Annotated in this window: 8 protein-coding genes; all 8 read left to right on the top strand. The window is 54.9% G+C overall.

The genetic code is table 11. The features are described from left to right. The first annotated feature begins 114 nt into the window (after positions 1-114). Positions 115-2,553, top strand: coding sequence for an ABC transporter permease (locus NT073_RS07660; protein WP_297371226.1), 2,439 nt, complete (start codon positions 115-117; stop codon positions 2,551-2,553). Between the two features lie 52 nt (positions 2,554-2,605). Beyond that, the gene (locus NT073_RS07655) at positions 2,606-5,029 is read left to right on the top strand and encodes an ABC transporter permease (protein ID WP_297371223.1); all 2,424 of its coding nucleotides are present in this window, start codon (positions 2,606-2,608) and stop codon (positions 5,027-5,029) included. 61 nt (positions 5,030-5,090) lie between these two features. Beyond that, entirely contained in the window at positions 5,091-7,469 is a 2,379-nt protein-coding gene (locus tag NT073_RS07650; protein WP_297371220.1) for an ABC transporter permease, read from the top strand. A gap of 71 nt (positions 7,470-7,540) precedes the next feature. Continuing rightward, positions 7,541-9,946, top strand: coding sequence for an FtsX-like permease family protein (locus NT073_RS07645; protein WP_297371218.1), 2,406 nt, complete (start codon positions 7,541-7,543; stop codon positions 9,944-9,946). A 107-nt stretch (positions 9,947-10,053) separates the two neighbouring features. Beyond that, a complete protein-coding gene (locus tag NT073_RS07640; RefSeq protein WP_297371215.1) occupies positions 10,054-12,198 on the top strand; it encodes an ABC transporter permease in 2,145 nt (714 codons plus the stop codon). Beyond that, the gene (locus NT073_RS07635; protein WP_297371212.1) at positions 12,188-12,613 is read left to right on the top strand and encodes an FtsX-like permease family protein; all 426 of its coding nucleotides are present in this window, start codon (positions 12,188-12,190) and stop codon (positions 12,611-12,613) included. The genes NT073_RS07640 and NT073_RS07635 overlap by 11 nt, the downstream gene beginning before the upstream one ends. A 108-nt stretch (positions 12,614-12,721) precedes the next feature. After that, positions 12,722-15,172 (top strand): ABC transporter permease, encoded by a 2,451-nt coding sequence (locus tag NT073_RS07630; protein ID WP_297371209.1) that lies wholly within the window; start codon positions 12,722-12,724, stop codon positions 15,170-15,172. Between the two features lie 61 nt (positions 15,173-15,233). Next, positions 15,234-17,657, top strand: a complete 2,424-nt coding sequence (locus tag NT073_RS07625) for an ABC transporter permease (protein WP_297371206.1) — start codon at positions 15,234-15,236, stop codon at positions 17,655-17,657. Positions 17,658-17,671 lie beyond the last annotated feature (14 nt).

Genomic DNA, 17,671 nt, shown 5'->3' with positions numbered 1-17,671 from the left:
GTCAACGCGCGCCTAGAGACAACGTATGCGTTGTCTCTACAACCACCTGGATGGTTTTTAACGCTAACACAACCGATACAGCCCTTAACACCCGACCGGACGGTCGGTACTACGATGCTCACAAACTACATCAAAATAGCCTGGCGGAATCTGGTCCGCAACAAAGCCTTCTCGGCGATCAATATTGTGGGATTGGCGATTGGCCTGGCGACGTGCCTCCTCATCAGCTTGTTCGTACTCGATGAGCTGAGCTACGACCGCTTCAACGAAAAGGCCGACCGGATTGTGCGGGTCGTTTTCCGGGGATCGTCGGCGGGCGGCAAGATGAACGAAGCGCACGTGATGCCCCCCACCGCTCAGACCCTTAAGGCCGATTACCCCGAAGTGCTGGATGCCACCCGGCTCCGTATGGCGGGGGCGCCGGTCATATCCGTAAACAACAGGACGTTCCGGGATGCCGCTACGGTCTTTGTCGATTCCAACTTCTTTCAGGTGTTCACGCTGCCCCTTCGGCAAGGCGATGCCCGAACGGCGTTGACCCGACCCAACACCGCCGTCATCACGCAGACGCTGGCCCGCAACTACTTCGGCAACCAGAATCCCATTGGCAAGATCATTACCATGAAGAGCTGGAAGGCTACCTACCAGGTAACGGGCGTGATCGACCAGATTCCCACCAACTCGCATTTTCATGCCGACCTGTTGCTGTCGATGGCCAGCCTCCCGGAAGCCAAAGGGGACTCGTGGATGACCTCGGAGTTTTTCACCTATCTGGTCTTGCCCGAAGGCTACGACTACAAACAGCTCCAAGCCAAACTGCCGCAGGTTGTCGAAAAATACATGGGACCGCAACTGCAAAAAGCCATGGGCATGACGCTGAGCCAGTTCCGGCAGAAAGGCAACGACATTGGTCTGTATCTCCAACCCCTCACCGACATTCACCTTCATTCCGATTTCGCCTACGACCTGACCCCAAGCGGGAATATCCAGTACGTCTACATTTCCGGGGCTATTGCGCTGTTCACCCTGCTCATTGCGTGTATTAACTTCATGAACCTGAGCACGGCCGGAGCGTCTAAGCGGGCCAAAGAGGTGGGTATTCGAAAAGTACTGGGTTCAGTAAAACAGGCTCTGACAACCCAGTTTCTGGTCGAATCTCTGCTCCTGACCGCCGTTGCGCTGCTGCTGGCTATTGGTCTGGTGTATCTGGCGCTCCCGGCGTTCAATGAACTGGCCGAAAAAAATCTGACGTTGAACTTCATGGCATCACCCTGGCTGGTGCCGGGCCTGTTGCTCTTTGGCCTGGCGGTGGGTCTGCTGGCGGGGAGCTATCCGGCGTTCTTTCTCTCGTCGTTCAAGCCCATATCGGTACTCAAAGGCACCCGGTTTACGGGTGGTCGCAACAGTATCAGTTTACGAAGCGGGCTGGTGGTGGTTCAGTTTTTCATTTCCATCACGCTCATAGTCAGCACAACGGTGGTATATCGGCAACTAGGCTATATCCAGAACAAAAAACTTGGCTACGACAAAGAGCAGGTGCTGGTATTGCCCGAAACCTGGCTGCTGGGCAAGAACGAAGAGGCCTTCCGAAATCAGCTCATGCAGGACTCGCGGGTAGTGAACGTCAGCACGTCGGGCTACCTGCCCGCCGGCCCCGGCAACAACAATAATTTCTTTGTTTACCCGGAATCCAATCGCAACGGCGACCCGGTCCCCCAGATCGTCAAAACGCTCCGCTACGATGTCGACTATAACTACATTCCAACACTGGGCATACAACTGGCGGCCGGGCGAAACTTCTCGAAAACATACGGCACCGATTCGACGGGGATCATTCTGAACGAAACGGCGGCCCGCACTCTGGGCTGGGCAAAAAATGCGCTGGGCCGCAGCCTGAGCCGGGCCAACCAGAATGGCAAAGTCATGACCTACCGGGTGATTGGTGTGGTGAAAGACTTCCACTTCAAATCCCTGCACGAGCCAATTACGCCCCTGGTAATGGTGCTGGGCAGCAGCTCCGGAACGGTCATTGCCAAGATAAAAACCAAAGACATTTCCGGTTTACTGGCCTCTCTGAAAACCCAGTGGAATCAGTTCACCACCGATGCGCCGTTCAATTATGCTTTTCTGGACGAGCGTTTCAACGCCACCTACCGCGCCGAGCAGAAGACCGGCCTTATCCTCGGTATCTTTGCGGGGCTGACCATTTTTGTCGCCTGTCTGGGTCTGTTTGGGCTGGCGACGTTCACGGCGGAGCAGCGTACCAAAGAGATTGGCGTGCGGAAGGTGCTCGGCGCATCGGTAGTCGGCATTGTGTCGTTGCTGTCGAAAGATTTCCTGAAACTCGTCGGTATTGCCCTGCTGCTGGCGGTGCCCGTATCTTGGTGGGTCATGACTAAATGGCTTCAGGATTTTGCCTATAAAATCGACATCGACTGGTGGGTCTTTGCCCTGGCGGGCGTGCTGGCGGTTTTTATCACGCTGCTAACCGTCAGTTACCAGAGCGTGAAAGCCGCGCTGATAAACCCGGTGAAATCGTTGAAATCGGAATAGGGACGCCGATGTAGAGACAACGCATGCGTTGTCTCTACCACCCACAAAAACTATGATAAAAAATTATATCACCACCGCTCTGCGTGTTTTAAAACGCAACTGGAATTACACGGTTATTAACGTGGTAGGGCTAACGTTCGGACTGGCGTGCTGTCTTGTCCTGTTTCTGGCCATCCGCTACGAACTGAGTTACGACCGGCACCACGCCAACGCCGAACGGACCTACCGGATCATCACCTACAACCAGAACTCGGGTGGCGACGGGCGCAACACGGGCGCCCCTTTACCGGTACTAGCCGCCCTGCGAGCCGACTTCCCCGAGCTGGCGCATCAGGTCACGATGGCCTATGAACTATACGGCGGGCTCGTACGTGTGCAGGATCGGCAGGGCAACAAGTTTCAGGAGAAAGAAGGTGTTATCGCCTTCGTCGAGCCTGAGTACTTTCGGGTTTTCGACTACCAGTGGGTAAGCGGCAGTCCGAAAACGGCGGTCAATAACCCACAAACGGCGGTGCTGTCAGAGAAAATGGCGCACCGGTATTTTGGCAATGCTAACCCTGTGGGCAAGACCATCCGTGTAGACAACAAGATGGATTTTGTGGTGACGGGCCTCGTGAAAGACCCGCCGGTTACGAGCAGCGTGCCATTTGAGGTGCTGCTATCGTTTGCCTCTCTGAAACAATACGGCCCCACTACCGACTGGAATGACTGGCAATCTAACTACAGTGGTGCACAGATATACATGACGTTGCCGGAACAGGTCGCGTCGGCTCAGATGGAGAAGCGGTTTGTTCCGTTCACCCACAAATACATGAAGCCGGAGCAGGTGAAAGACCTTCAGTACGAGTTGCAACCTCTCACCAACATTCACTTCGACACCCGCACGGGCAACTCGGCGGGCCGAACGGTGAGCAAACAGATGATCTGGGCGATGGGCCTGATCGGGCTGTTCGTTCTGATAACGGCCTGTGTTAACTTCATCAATCTGGCCACGGCCCAGGCCATTCGTCGGGCCAAAGAGGTGGGCGTCCGGAAAGTGCTTGGCAGTTCGCGGACGCAGCTGGTCCGGCAGTTTCTAAGCGAAACGGGTTTGCTGACGAGTCTGGCCATTATACTGGCCTTTTTGGTTGCGGATTTGTCTATACCTTATGTGTCGGAGCTGCTCGACATCAACGCAAAGTCATTAACCCTATTCGACCCCGGCGTCGTTTTGTTCGTGCTCATACTGGCGTTATTGACAACGGTGCTGGCTGGGTTCTATCCAGCGCTAGTGCTGTCGGGCTACCAGCCAGTGCTGGCCTTACGCGGCAAGATGCGCATGGCGGGTAGCAGCCAGCTCACCCTACGCCGGGGCCTGATCATATTTCAGTTTGCCATTTCGCAGATGCTCGTGATCGGCACTATCATCGCTTACAACCAGATGAAGTACGTCCGCACGGCCGATCTGGGCTACAATAAAGACGCCGTACTGACGGTAAACATCCCCGACCGGAAGCCGGGCCAGCTGGAAGCCCTGCGCGCTAAACTGGTTGGGTTGCCCAACGTAAAATCACTGAGCTACGGCATCTCCATTCCGTCGTCGGATGGCAACTGGTGGAGCGGCTTTCGCTACGAAAACGCCGATAAGGACGCCGATTTCAGCATCGTGATGCGCTTTGCGGATACATCGTACATCAACACCTATGGTCTGAAACTCATTGCCGGGCGCATGTACCAACCCGCCGACACTGCTCGGGATCTGGTTGTAAACGAGTCGTTTGTCAAGAAAATAGGGCTGCTCGACCCAAAACAAATTCTTGGTAAACGCATCAGGATTGGAGCTAATAGTCCTCAAAAGGAGATCGTAGGGGTTGTCCGCGACTTCAACACCTTCTCGCTGCATCAGGAAACTAACGCCTGTGTACTCACCAACCGCCGGGATGCTTATCATTCACTCGGCATCAAACTCTCGACGGGGCAGGGCAGCACCGAAGCCATTCATAACCTGATTGGCGAGGTAGAAACCGCCTGGAATGCCACCTTCCCGGACTTTGTCTTCAAGTATGAATTTTTGGACCAAGCCCTCAACAGCTTTTACAAGAGCGAAGAGCGCATGTATGCCCTGTTCCGGCTGCTGGCGAGTATCGCCATTTTTATCGGCTGTCTGGGGCTCTATGGCGTGGTAGCGTTCATGGCCGAAGCCCGCACCAAAGAAGTGGGTATTCGCAAAGTACTGGGGGCATCGGTGGGCAACATTGTGAGCCTGTTTTCGGCTGACTTTGTCCGACTGGTGTTCATCGCGCTGGTCATTGCCTCGCCGGTAGCCTGGTATGTCATGGGCAAATGGCTCGCCGATTTCCCGTATAAAATCGACATCGAATGGTGGATGTTCGCCCTGGCGGGTATGCTGGCCACCGTCATCGCGCTATTAACCATCAGTTTCCAGAGTATAAAAGCCGCCCTGATGAACCCCGTGAAATCGTTGCGGTCGGAATGATTGTAGAGACAGGGCATGTCCTGTCTCTACCTACCGCCCCGCGCCCAAACCCCTCTGCCCCATGCTACGAAACTATCTCAAAATCGCTTTCCGCAACCTGACCCGAAACAAGGCGTTTTCGGTCATTAACCTGCTCGGCCTGTCGACGGGCATCACCGTATGTCTGATGATTTTCCTGTTTATCAGCAATGAGTTCAGCGTCGATAATTTCCACAAAAATGGAAAAAGCATCTACCGCGTAATGCGGGGTATGGATCACGAAGGCAAAGAGGTAGGAGTCTCCTATTTGTCGGGGCCATATGCACCGGCCTTGCTGACCGATTTTAAAGGGCAAATCACCCAGGCGGTGCGGGTAAACCCGACCGATGCGCTGGTCAGTGTGCAGAACAAGTCGTTCCATGAGCGCAAGATCATCGATGTCGACCCTAACTTTTTTACGCTCTTCTCTTTCCCGCTGCTGAAAGGTGATCCGGCAACCGCATTGACAGAGCCCGCTAGCGTTGTACTCACCGAATCGACGGCCCAAAAGTATTTCGGCAGCACCGACAAGGCAATGGGCCAGGTCATCAAAGTCAACAAAGACCTGCCGCTTAAAGTCACCGGTATTGCCCAGGATGTGCCCGCCAATTCGCACCTGGATTTCGACCTGGTAATACCGCTGGAAAACTATAAGGACCGGAGCTGGATGAACGTCTGGATCAACAACGGCTTGTATACCTATGTGCAGCTGGCGCCAACGGTTAGCAAAGAACAGGTCGAGCGCAATTTCCCGCGCTTCATGGACAAGCACATGGGACAGATCATGAAGCAGGCAGGCTATCATTTCAAACTGTCGCTCACCCCCATGGAGTCTATTTACTTTGAACAGTCGGCCTTCGACAGTGTGAAGCACGGCGATAAAAAGGTCGTTTATATCTTCCTGTCGATTGCCATCCTCATTCTGCTGGTGGCCTGCATCAACTTCATGAACCTGAGCACGGTGCGGGCGGTGGAGCGATCGAAAGAGATTGGCGTCCGGAAAGTGCTGGGTGCCTATAAAGCGCACCTGGTGTGGCAGTTCATTGGCGAGTCGCTGCTGCTGGCCACGTTCTCAAGCCTGATTGCACTGGGACTGCTGGCCCTGGCTTTTCCCTTCTACAAAGAGTTGCTGGGCTATCCCCTGAATCTGGCCGTTTATGCCGGGCCGATCGCACTGTTCCTCATCGCCATCATCGCGCTGGTAGGTTTCCTGTCGGGGAGCTATCCGGCCTTTGTGCTGGCGGCCTTTTCGCCCATCCAGGCGTTGAAGGGCAGGTTACGGATGGGTAAAGGCGGCACGTCACTGAGGCAGGTACTGGTGGTGGTGCAATTCAGCATTTCGATACTGCTCATGCTCGGAACAGCCATCGGTACCCAGCAAATGAGCTACCTTAAAAACAAGCAGCTTGGCTACCAAAAAGAGCAAACCCTCGTCGTCCCCATCGACAATGATGACATCTATATGTTCTTCCTGAGGCATAAACAGGAACTGCTGGCGCAGAGCCGGGTGGAGGCCGTTTCGATGATGTCGGGTGAGCCGGGTGGTTTTTTCGATGGGCTTATGTTCGATGTTGAAGCCCATCCAAACCGGTGGAAATCCCGAACGGAGTTTGCTGATTTCGACTATGTAAAAACATTAGGATTGAAAGTCATTGCAGGCCGGGATTTCTCGCCCCAATATCCTTCCGACACCACTCGTGCGGCTCTGATCAACCGGACGGCAGCGGCCCGACTGGGCTGGACACCCAAAGAGGCCATTGGTAAATGGCTGAAAAACACCTTGCGGGACAGCACGAACCGCACGATCATTGGCGTCGTCGAGGATTTCAATTTCCTTTCTCTGAAAGAAGGCATTGAGCCGCTGGTGATTTCCCCCGCCGATGACCGTCGGGCGGCCCTGATCAGACTTAGCCCCGGCAACCTGTCCGCCACGGTCGAAACCATCCAGCAGTTGTACGCCCAAACACGCCCGGCCTATCCGTTTGAATACCACTTTTTGGACCAGAAGTTCGACCAGATGTACCAGGCCGACCTGCGCCAGCAAACCATCCTGGGCGTTTTTGCCGGCTTAGCCATCTTTATCGCTTGTTTGGGTTTGTTCGGGCTGGCCTCTTTTTCGGCCCAGCAGCGGACCAAAGAAATTGGCGTCCGTAAAGTGTTGGGGGCATCGGTCGGCAGTATCGTCAGTCTGCTTTCCGGCGATTTTCTGAAGCCCGTAGGCATTGCCATTTTGATCGCCAGCCCAATTGCGTGGTATGCAATGAATGAATGGCTGCAAAATTTTGCGTACCGCGTCGACCTCTCATGGTGGGTCTTCGCCCTGGTCGGGTTGCTGGCGGTGGGTATTGCCTTATTGACGGTCAGTTTTCAAAGCATCAAAGCCGCATTGATGAATCCAGTCAAATCGTTACGGTCCGAATAGGTACGCCGACGCACGTAGAGACAGGGCATGCCCTGTCTCTACCTACCCCCACGCACCAACCCCTCTGCCCTATGCTCACAAACTATCTTAAAATCGCCTGGCGCAACCTCTATAAGAACCGGACGTACGGTCTCATAAATGTAGCGGGGCTGGCGCTTGGTATGGGGTGCGCGCTGCTGCTCTTTGCGCTGATCCGCTCCCACTATCAGACCGACCAGCATCACCGTAATTACGACCGGATTTACCAGTTTACGTCCCGATTTAGGTCGACTGAGGGCGATTTCAACATCCGGGGCGTGCCCTACGCATTTGGCAGGGCACTCCGCACCGACCATCCTAATCTGGAGCAAGTGGCCATGGTCGATGAATGGTATGCTCCGATGTTGTCCATACCGGTAGCCAACAAAGCGGACAAAAAAATCAAGGACGGCCAGCACATGGGCGCATTTGCCGAACCGGCCTTTTTTCGCATCTTCGACTATACGTGGCTGTCTGGTGGCCCCGAGGCCCTTCAGCAGCCCGGCACTATCGTGATGAGCCGTGAGATGGCGATCAGGTGCTTCGGCACGGCAACCGGCGTAATCGGTAAAACCGTTCGGCTCAATGCCCGCACACCGGCCCGCGTGGTGGGCGTCTTTGCCGATTATCAGGACAACACCGACCTGGCCTATTCGGTTGTTGCTTCGTGGGCATCGCTGACCCAGCAGCGGGGCAGCCGTCCCGAAGACGACCGATTCGACAACACCAACGGCAGTACCCACTGTTACGCGCTGTTCGGCAACCGGTTTACGCCCACCGACTGGAATCAGGAATTGCCTTCGTTCGTCAAAAAATACAACCCGGAGCAAGCCAAAGGCACCTCCTATCCGGCGGTTGCTTTCAGTGCCATGCACCTCTCGCCCGAATATGGTGGCGTGAGCCGGGGGCTGCTACTGTCGTTGCTGACCATCGGACTTCTGTTGATTGGCACGGCGAGTATAAACTTTGTTAACCTCGCCACGGCGCAGGCCCTCAACCGGGCACGGGAAGTGGGCGTCCGGAAAGTGCTGGGCAGTACTCAAAGCCAGCTTTTCTGGCAGTTCATGGGCGAAACGGCGGTTATTGTTATCGTCGCAACGGGGCTGGCCCTGGGCCTGTTTCAGTACGGGCAAACCCTGGTCCATCAGTATATGCACGGCCCCTTCCGGTTTACGTTCTACTTTTCGCCGTCGGTGCTGGTGGGTCTGCCCCTGCTGGTTCTGAGTGTTATCGGCCTATCAGGTTTATACCCGGCGCTGGTGATGGCGGGTTTCCGCCCGGTAGTTGCGTTGGCAGGACGGTTCACCAAACAGCAGGCGGGTGGTTTCTCGGTAAGGCGGGGGCTGGTGGTCGCTCAGTTTGCCATTTCGCAGTTGCTCATCATCGGCCTCGTCGTGATCACGAATCAGCTGACCTATGTGCAGCAGAAAGACCTGGGCTTCCGTAAGGACGCTGTCCTGACCGTGCGCTTGCCCGATGTACCCGCGCAGGACCGCAGCAAGCTGAATGCGTTTCGCCACCGGGCTATGGCCTTACCGGATGTAGCCGGGTTCAGCTATTCGATGGGTGGTGCTCCGCAATCGGGCTGGATTAGTCAAACGATCGTTTGGTTCGACAACCGACCAAACAAAGAGCCTTATGCTCCGCAGCAGACGTGGGTCGATGCGGATTATGTCGGCCTGTACGGCCTTAAACTGGTTGCCGGACGTAACCTGCACCCCTCCGACACGGCCCGCGAAACGCTCATCAACGAAACGTTCATGCACCGACTGGGTATCCGTCAACCGGAAAAGGCGTTGGGTAAATTTATCCGTAAAGGCGGCATGGGTCCCCTGGAAATTGTGGGCATCCTGAAAGATTACAATCAGTCGGACCTTAAAGAAAGCATTACGCCCCTGTTCATGACGACCCTGGCTGAGGGCTACGGCTCGGCGAATATTCAGCTGCGCTCAGCCAACTTCGCTCAGACCTTGAAGCAGTTGGAAAGCGCCTATAATCAGATATATACCGATAGTTTTTTCGAACCGGCATTCGTTGATGAGCAGATTGGTTCAGCTTACCAGCGTGAGCAGACGATGAGTTTGCTAATCAACGTCTTCGCAGGAGTAGCTCTCTTCATTGGTGGCATGGGATTATATGGCCTGGTGCTGTTCATGGTTGCTCAAAAGACCAAAGAAGTGGGCATCCGGAAAGTGCTTGGAGCCAGCAGTGGCAGCATTCTATGGCTGTTCAGCCGGGAGTTTGTCCGGTTGCTCGTAGTAGCCTTTGTCGTAGCAACCCCGGTAGCCTGGTGGGTGATGGACGGCTGGTTACAGAGTTTTCAGTACCGGATTTCGCTTAGCCCCGTCATCTTCCTGATCGCCCTGCTGGCAACTCTGGTCGTAGCCTTACTAACAGTCGGTTTCCAAAGCATCAAAGCCGCATTGATGAACCCAGTCAAATCGTTACGGTCAGAATAGGTACGCCGACGCACGTAGAGACAGGGCATGCCCTGTCTCTACAATCGCCCGGATGGTTTTAACGACAATATGGCACATAACACCCGACCGAGACGGTCGGTACTACCATGCTCACAAACTACATCAAAATCGCACTGCGAATCGTCAGGAAAGATTCCACCTTCACGCTCATCAACGTGGCGGGGCTAGCTACCGGTTTGGCGGTGGCACTGCTCATTATCCAATACGTGCGGTTCGAGTTGAGTTATGAGAAGGCCTACCCGCAGGCGGATCGGTTGGTGCGGCTCACCATCGACTATCTGAACGGAGGGGCGGTGAATTCCCAGGACGCCGAAACCTACCCGCCCATTGGTGCCAAAGCCAAACGGGAAATGAAAGAGGTCGTTAGCTATACCCGCGCCTATCCTTTAGGAAGACCCAACGTGACGGTTCAGATAGGGGAGCAGTATTTCCTGCTCACTAACGTTTACGCGGTCGATTCATCTTTTTTCTCCATGTTCAGCTACCCGCTCCTGCGGGGAAGCCGTAGCGGCCTTTTTACCCGGCCACGGCAAGCTGTGCTGACCGAAGCAATGGCGATGACCTACTTCAATACGCTCGATGTGGTGGGCAAAACTCTGAAAATTCCGAAGTCGGAAGGCAGCGTTCTGATCGAAATAGCGGGCGTTATACCAAACAGCCTGGCCAGTACGCACCTAAAATTCGATATGCTTCTCTCCTATCCGACGATGCTGTCGGACTTTGGCGAACGGGAAGACAACTGGAACAACAATAACACGTATACGTATGTGCAACTGGCCGACAATAGCCCGTACGAAGGATTCACTAAATCACTGGCGGCCTTTAGCGACCGACTCGCCAGCGAAAGGAAGATAACCAACGAGCAGGTAATCGCTCAGAGGATCGGTGACATCCACTTGTATTCCCACAAGAACTTTGAAACAGAACCGAATGGTGAAGCGCGGTCTGTGTATTTTCTGCTGGGCGTCGCGTTTCTGGTGCTCCTGAGCGCTTTTGTTAACTATGTGAATCTGACCACTGCCAAAGCCCTCGACCGGGCGCGGGAAATTGGGATGAGAAAGGTCGTCGGCTCGACGCAGCGCCAGATACGAACCCAGATTTTCACCGAAACGATTCTGGTCAATCTCGTTGCCGGGGCACTGGCGGTAGGATTAGTCGTGGCTCTTCGTCCGGTATTTGTGGAAGTGGCGGGCCTGCCCAAAGGTTTCTCGGTGTTTGACGACCTCTTTTTCTGGGAGAGTGTAGGCGCGTTTTTACTACTTAGTATTGTTCTATCGGGATTTTACCCGGCCTTTATCCTGTCGTCGTTCGATCCGATCACAGTTCTCAAGGGCAGCTTTTCGCACTCGACCAAAGGCGTATGGCTGCGCAAGTCGCTTGTGATTAGCCAGTTTGCTATTACTCTGATTCTGCTGGTGCAAACGTTCGCCGTGTACCAACAGGTCAATTTTCTGCGAGAGCAAAACCTGGGCGTGAACCTCGACCACACCCTCGTGGTGAAAGCCCCCGTAGGAAAAAACGCCCGGCAAGATTATGGCCGGTTTCGGCAAATGCTGCTCGATCAGGCGCAGGTAAAGGCCGTCTCCCTTTCGGGCACGGTGCCGGGCCTGGGTTCGGCTCAGATGGGGACAACAACGGGAATCAATCTGTCGAACGCCGTCAAAAAAACGTACTACAACTTTTACCTGACCCGCATCGACACGTCGTTCATCGACCTGATGGGCCTCAAATTGCTGGCGGGCAAAAACTTCGACGCCACGACCCGGCCGGGCTTTGCCGACACAACCGACCGGCAACTGATTGTCAACGAAGAAGCGATCCGGCTCTGGGAAATACCTACGCCCGGCGAAGCAATCGGCAAGCGGGTAGACCTCTGGGGACATAAGGCGACGATTCGGGGGGTTATCAAAAACTATCATTACGAATCGCCCAAGGCAGCTCATATTCCGATCCTCCATATGTATTCGCCCGATTTTACCTCGTTCGCCAGTGTGAAGTTTGCCGGGGGCCATAGCCGGGGGCCATCCAGCCGGGGGCCATCCAGCCGGGGGCCATCCAGCCGGGGGCCATCCAGCCGGGGGCCATCCAGCCGGGGGCCATCCAGCCGGGGGCCATCCAGCCGGGGGCCATCCAGCCGGGGGCAACACCAAAGAGCAACTCACTACGCTAAAGCGGATTTACGAGGCCAATTTCCCCTATTCGCCGTTCAGCTATTTCTTTATGGACACTGAATATGACAAGCAGTACAAGGCTGACGACCGCTTCCAGCAGGTGTTTGGTGCCCTGACGGGCTTCGCCATTCTAATATCCTGCCTGGGCTTGTTCGGTCTGGCTACGTTTACCGTTTCCAAACGAACGAAGGAGATTGGCATTCGCAAAGTGATTGGGGCCAGTACGACCAACCTGATGCTGTTGCTCTCGAAAGAATTTATCCGAACCGTCCTGATTGCCATACTAATCGGCCTGCCGGTCACCTACTTTTTAGTCAAAAACTGGCTGGCCAATTACGCGACCCGTATCGAACTGAGCTGGTGGCTTTTCGCTGCCCCCGCCCTATTAATTCTGATTTTGGTCCTTATATCCATTAGCAGCAAAACCATTGCAACCGCCCTGATGAACCCGGTGAAATCGTTGCGGTCAGAATAGGAACGCCGACGCACGTAGAGACAGGGCATGCCCTGTCTCTACAATCAACCGGATGGTTTTAACGACAACACGGCACATAACACCCGACCGTCCCGGTCGGTACTACTTATGTTAAAAAACTATATCACCACCGCCCTGCGCGCTTTGAAGCGCAACTGGAGTTACTCCACCATCAATGTACTGGGCCTGACGCTGGGTCTGGCCTGCTGTCTGCTGCTTTTTGTGGCCGTCCGCTACGAACTCAGCTTCGATAAACACAACGCCAACGCCGACCGGATTTACCGCATGCTTGGCGCGAACAAAACGGACCCCAACGGCAAGCTGAATACGGGCATCACGTTCCCGGCACTGGCTGCGCTTCGGAACGACTTCCCGGAGCTGAAACACCAGCTTACATTAGTTACCCGGATAAAATCGGCAGTGGTTGCCGTACCGGGCAAGGCCAATGCCGATACCAAACGTTTTCAGGAAACGGACGGCGTAATCGCTTTTGCCGAACCGGAGTATTTTACCCTCTTCGATTATACCTGGAGAAAAGGCAGTCCGCAAACGGCGCTCTCCAACCCAAACACGGTGGTTCTTTCGGAGCGCATGGCGCATAAGTACTTCGGCGATACCAACCCGATGGGCAAAACCATTCGGATGGAAAACCGGATGGACTTTGTCGTAACGGGCATTATCGAGGACCCGCTTCCTACGAGCAGCATGCCGTTCGATGTGTTCCTGTCGCACGCGTCCGTACTGGCGTATGGCAGCACCTCGCCCCCCGACGACTGGAAGTCATCCTATGGCGGAGCCCAGATTTATATGATGCTGCCCCCAACCGCCCCCGGAGCAGAAACACCGGCGGCCCGGATGGAACGGCAGTTGGTGGGCTTCGTCAATAAATACCACGACCCCGAGGATGCCAAAACACTGGCCTATATTCTACAACCGTTGACCAGCATCCATTTTGCGACCAACATATCGAATTATGCCCAACGGAGCATCAGCATTGAAATGATCTGGGCGATGGTGCTCATTGGCCTCTTCATTCTGGGAACGGCCTGCGTCAACTTCATCAATCTGGCGACGGCGCAAGCCATTCGCCGGTCGAGGGAAGTGGGCGTTCGGAAAGTGCTGGGCAGTACGCGCGGCCAACTGGTGCGGCAGTTTTTGGGCGAAACCAGTGTGTTGACGGGTATGGCAGTTGTACTGGCGCTGCTGGTCGCTCAGGTTTCGTTGCCCTATGTGGGCGACCTGCTCAACATAAAGCCGGGAGCGGTAGCCCTCTTCAGCCCGATTGTGCTCGGGTTCTTACTGGCATTGGGTATACTGACCACCATACTGGCTGGCTTTTATCCGGCGCTGGTGCTGTCAGGCTATCAGCCTATTCTGGCCCTTAAGGGTAAGATGCAGTCGGCGGGCGCGACTAGTCAGTTGTCCCTCCGGCGGGGGCTGATCGTGGGGCAGTTTGCTATCTCCCAGCTGCTGATCATCGGCACCATCATCGCCTATAATCAAATGAGCTTCTTTCGCTCGGCCGATCTGGGCTACAATAAAGACGCCGTTCTGACGCTGCCACTACCCGACAATGATCCGGGGCCAATTGCCAATTTACGAGCTAAGCTCATCGGTCTGCCGGGTATTCAGTCGATTAGCTTTGGCATGACCAGCCCTTCTTCGACCAGCAACTGGACCACGGGGTTTCGATACGGCAACGACGACAAAGACCCCGGCTACGGCGTTCTGATGCGCCCCGGCGACACCGCCTATGTGCGTACCTATGGCCTGAAACTCATTGCCGGGCGCATGTACCAACCTGCCGACTCCATTCGTGAACTAGTGATCAACGAGACGTTCATGAAGCGGCTGGGCTTTCAGAAGCCTGAGCAGGTACTTGGGAAGCTGATGACTGTGGCGGGCGAGAACGTAAAGAAACCTATTGTGGGCGTAGTGAAAGATTTCAACATGTTTTCGCTGCGGGAACGCGTCGAGCCAAGCGTATTGACCACCCAGCGGGGCAACTACCGAACCATCGCCATCAAACTATCGACCCGGCAGGGCGGCACCGAGGGCATCAGCCAACTCATGAAACAGGTTGAAACGGCCTGGACAGCCACTTTCCCGGAGTTTGTCTTCAGCTATGAATTTCTGGACGAAACCCTCGCCAATTTCTACAAGAGTGAAGAACAGATGTACTCCTTGTTCCGTCTGCTGGCAGGCATTGCGTTGTTCATCGGTTGTCTGGGCCTTTACGGCGTGGTGGCGTTCATGGCCGAAAGCCGGACTAAAGAGGTGGGTGTGCGGAAAGTACTGGGAGCCACAACGGCCCATATTTTCGGCTTATTCTCCCTTGATTTTGTCCGACTGGTACTGATTGCGTTGGTGGTCAGTTCGCCGGTGGCCTGGTACATTATGGATAAATGGCTGCAGAAATTCATCTACAAGATCGACATCGAATGGTGGATGTTCGCCCTGGCGGGATTGCTGGCGATGAGTATTGCCTTGCTGACAATCAGTTTCCAGAGTATTAAAGCGGCATTGATGAATCCGGTCAAATCGTTACGGTCAGAATAGGTATGCCAACGTAGAGGCAACGCATGCGTTGTCTCTACACACCACCCAAGCCCCTTGCCCTATGCTCACAAACTACCTCAAAATTGCCTGGCGGAATCTGGTTCGCAACTGGTCGCTCAGCACGATCAATATCATTGGCCTGAGTACGGGACTGGCGGCTGTTATGTTCATCATGCTGTTTGTGCAGGACGAATTCTCGTTCGACCGGTTTCACCAGCAGGGCGACCAACTGTACCGGGTGGTGCTGAAAACGACGAACCCGGCCGGTGCTGAAACCTCGACTGGTGCAACGGGTCTGCCACAAGGGCCAGCGTTTAAGGCCGACCTGCCGGAAGTGGCCGACTTTTGCCGTATGCAGGGTTATGAGATGCTGTTTCGCCACAAAGACGAGGGTATTTACCAGGAGGTGATGTACGTAGACCCGTCCTTTTTTCGATTATTCAGTTTTGAGTTATTAGCAGGAGCGGATGCCCGAACGTTGCTTAGTAACCCCGGCGATGTGGTAGTCACGGACGAGATAGCTCGCAAGTATTTCGGTACGACCGACGTTCTGAACCGGTTCATGACCATCGACGCGGGCGGCAGTTTCGAGAACTACCGCATTACGGGCGTTGTGAAAGTGCCCCCCATGAATTCGAGCATCCGCTTCGATGTGCTGCGTCCGTTTGTGGCATCGCTGCCGCCAGACCGCAAAGACTGGAATGAGAACGATTGGTCGGATGGCTTCCTGAATACATTCGTACTATTGCGTGCCGACCGGAACGGCGTTTCGGCCAATCGGGCTACGGTTGAAGGTAAAATGGCCGATGTGTTTAAACGTCGCGCTAGTGAGCAACTGGCAAAGCTCAAAAGCGAGTACGGCCCCTTTAGCTCGACCTATCACCTGCAACCGTTCACGGACATGCACCTCAACAATCGCTACGAGTTGAGCAATGGGCTAATGCAGGGTTCCTCGTCGGTGTATTCCTATGTGCTGAGTGGAATTGCCGGACTGATTTTGCTGCTGGCCTGTATTAACTTCATCAACCTGACGCTAGCCCGGTCGCTACGCCGGACAAAAGAGATCGGCATCAGAAAGGCAACGGGCAGCACCCGCGCTCAACTCGTTGGGCAGTTTGTGGGCGAAACGTTCCTGCTCACACTGTTGGCGTTTGCCCCCGCCCTGCTTCTGGTGTATGTCCTGCTTCCCCAGTTCTCGACTCTGGCCAACAAGGCATTACAGCTTAGTTTTCTGCTAAATCCGCAAACCCTTGGCCTGTTTAGCAGCCTTATTATACTGGTTACGCTACTGGCTGGTTTTTACCCGGCACTGGTGCTGTCGGGCTTCAACCCAACGCAAGTTTTGTATGGGAGGGTACAACTAGCCGGGCGTAACCGGGTTGGCAAATCGCTGTTGATTGTCCAGTTCGTGATCGCTATTGTGTTGCTGATCGGGACGGCGGTTCTGCGTGGGCAGTTCAACTATATTCAGACGGCTGATGTAGGCTTTGAACGTGCCAACCGGGTTCGGGTTTACGTCCCCTGGGGTCGTGAGCAACAGGGCGAACTCGTGAAACAGGTCCTACGGGGTAAACCCGGCGTCGAGGCTGTGGCCCGAAAATCGGGCGGGCATCGAGCCGGCACGTTTTACATACAGAACAAACCCCTCAAGTCGGCCAGTGAGTATATTGATGATCAATATCTGCCCTTCGTGAATGTGCCGATTCTGGCCGGGAGAGGCCTAAGCCACACCAACACGGCTGACAGCATCTCGAATATTCTGGTCAACGAAACCTTCGTTAAGCAATTTCTTTCGGCTGATCGACCCGCTCTGGGGCAAGTCGTGCAACGCGAAGAAAACAACATTCGACACGACCTTACCGTAGTGGGCGTGGTGCGCGACTATCAGTACCGGTCCCTCCGCGACAAGCCCGAGCCCGTCCTGCTGCAACTGGGCAAGCCCGAACAGATGAACCAGTTGTACGTTAAACTCGATCCGAACCAGACAACGGCCGGGCTGCAAACTATCGAGAGCACATTCCGAAAACTGATTCCGTACCAGCCGTTCAGCTACCATTTTATGGAAGACGACCGACTGGAAAGCTACGCCGACGATGCCCGCTGGAAGGAACTGGTTACCGATGCCGCCCTGCTGGCGGTACTGATTGCGGGCCTGGGTCTGTTTGGTCTGGTATCGCTCATGATCGAACAGCGCACGAAGGAAATCGGCATCCGCAAAGTACTGGGTGCCAGCACGCTGGAGGTGGCCCGGCTACTATCCCTCAACTTCCTGAAGCTGGTCCTGATTGCCTTCCTGATCGCTACGCCCATCGGCTGGTACGCGGCCCGAAACTGGCTCGATACGTTCGTATACCGAATGGAATTGACCGGCTGGCTCTTTGGTCTGGTTGGCCTCTCGGTGCTGGGCGTCGCCTTGCTCACCGTCAGTTTCCAGAGTGTGAAAGCGGCCCTGATGAATCCGGTGAAGTCGCTAAGGAGTGAGTAAGTGAGCGGTAGATA

Source organism: Spirosoma sp. (assembly GCF_026391055.1).
Taxonomy (GTDB): domain Bacteria; phylum Bacteroidota; class Bacteroidia; order Cytophagales; family Spirosomataceae; genus Spirosoma.
The sequence above is the reverse complement of the archived record's forward strand: the minus strand, read 5'-3'. Positions and strand labels throughout refer to the sequence as shown.

Excerpts from the sequence above, each read along its gene's own strand:
- NT073_RS07660 (WP_297371226.1), top strand. The coding sequence starts at position 115 with ATGCTCACAAACTACATCAAAATAGCCTGGCGGAATCTGGTCCGCAAC.
- NT073_RS07655 (WP_297371223.1), top strand. The coding sequence starts at position 2,606 with ATGATAAAAAATTATATCACCACCGCTCTGCGTGTTTTAAAACGCAAC.
- NT073_RS07650 (WP_297371220.1), top strand. The coding sequence starts at position 5,091 with ATGCTACGAAACTATCTCAAAATCGCTTTCCGCAACCTGACCCGAAAC.
- NT073_RS07645 (WP_297371218.1), top strand. The coding sequence starts at position 7,541 with ATGCTCACAAACTATCTTAAAATCGCCTGGCGCAACCTCTATAAGAAC.
- NT073_RS07640 (WP_297371215.1), top strand. The coding sequence starts at position 10,054 with ATGCTCACAAACTACATCAAAATCGCACTGCGAATCGTCAGGAAAGAT.
- NT073_RS07635 (WP_297371212.1), top strand. The coding sequence starts at position 12,188 with ATGGACACTGAATATGACAAGCAGTACAAGGCTGACGACCGCTTCCAG.
- NT073_RS07630 (WP_297371209.1), top strand. The coding sequence starts at position 12,722 with ATGTTAAAAAACTATATCACCACCGCCCTGCGCGCTTTGAAGCGCAAC.
- NT073_RS07625 (WP_297371206.1), top strand. The coding sequence starts at position 15,234 with ATGCTCACAAACTACCTCAAAATTGCCTGGCGGAATCTGGTTCGCAAC.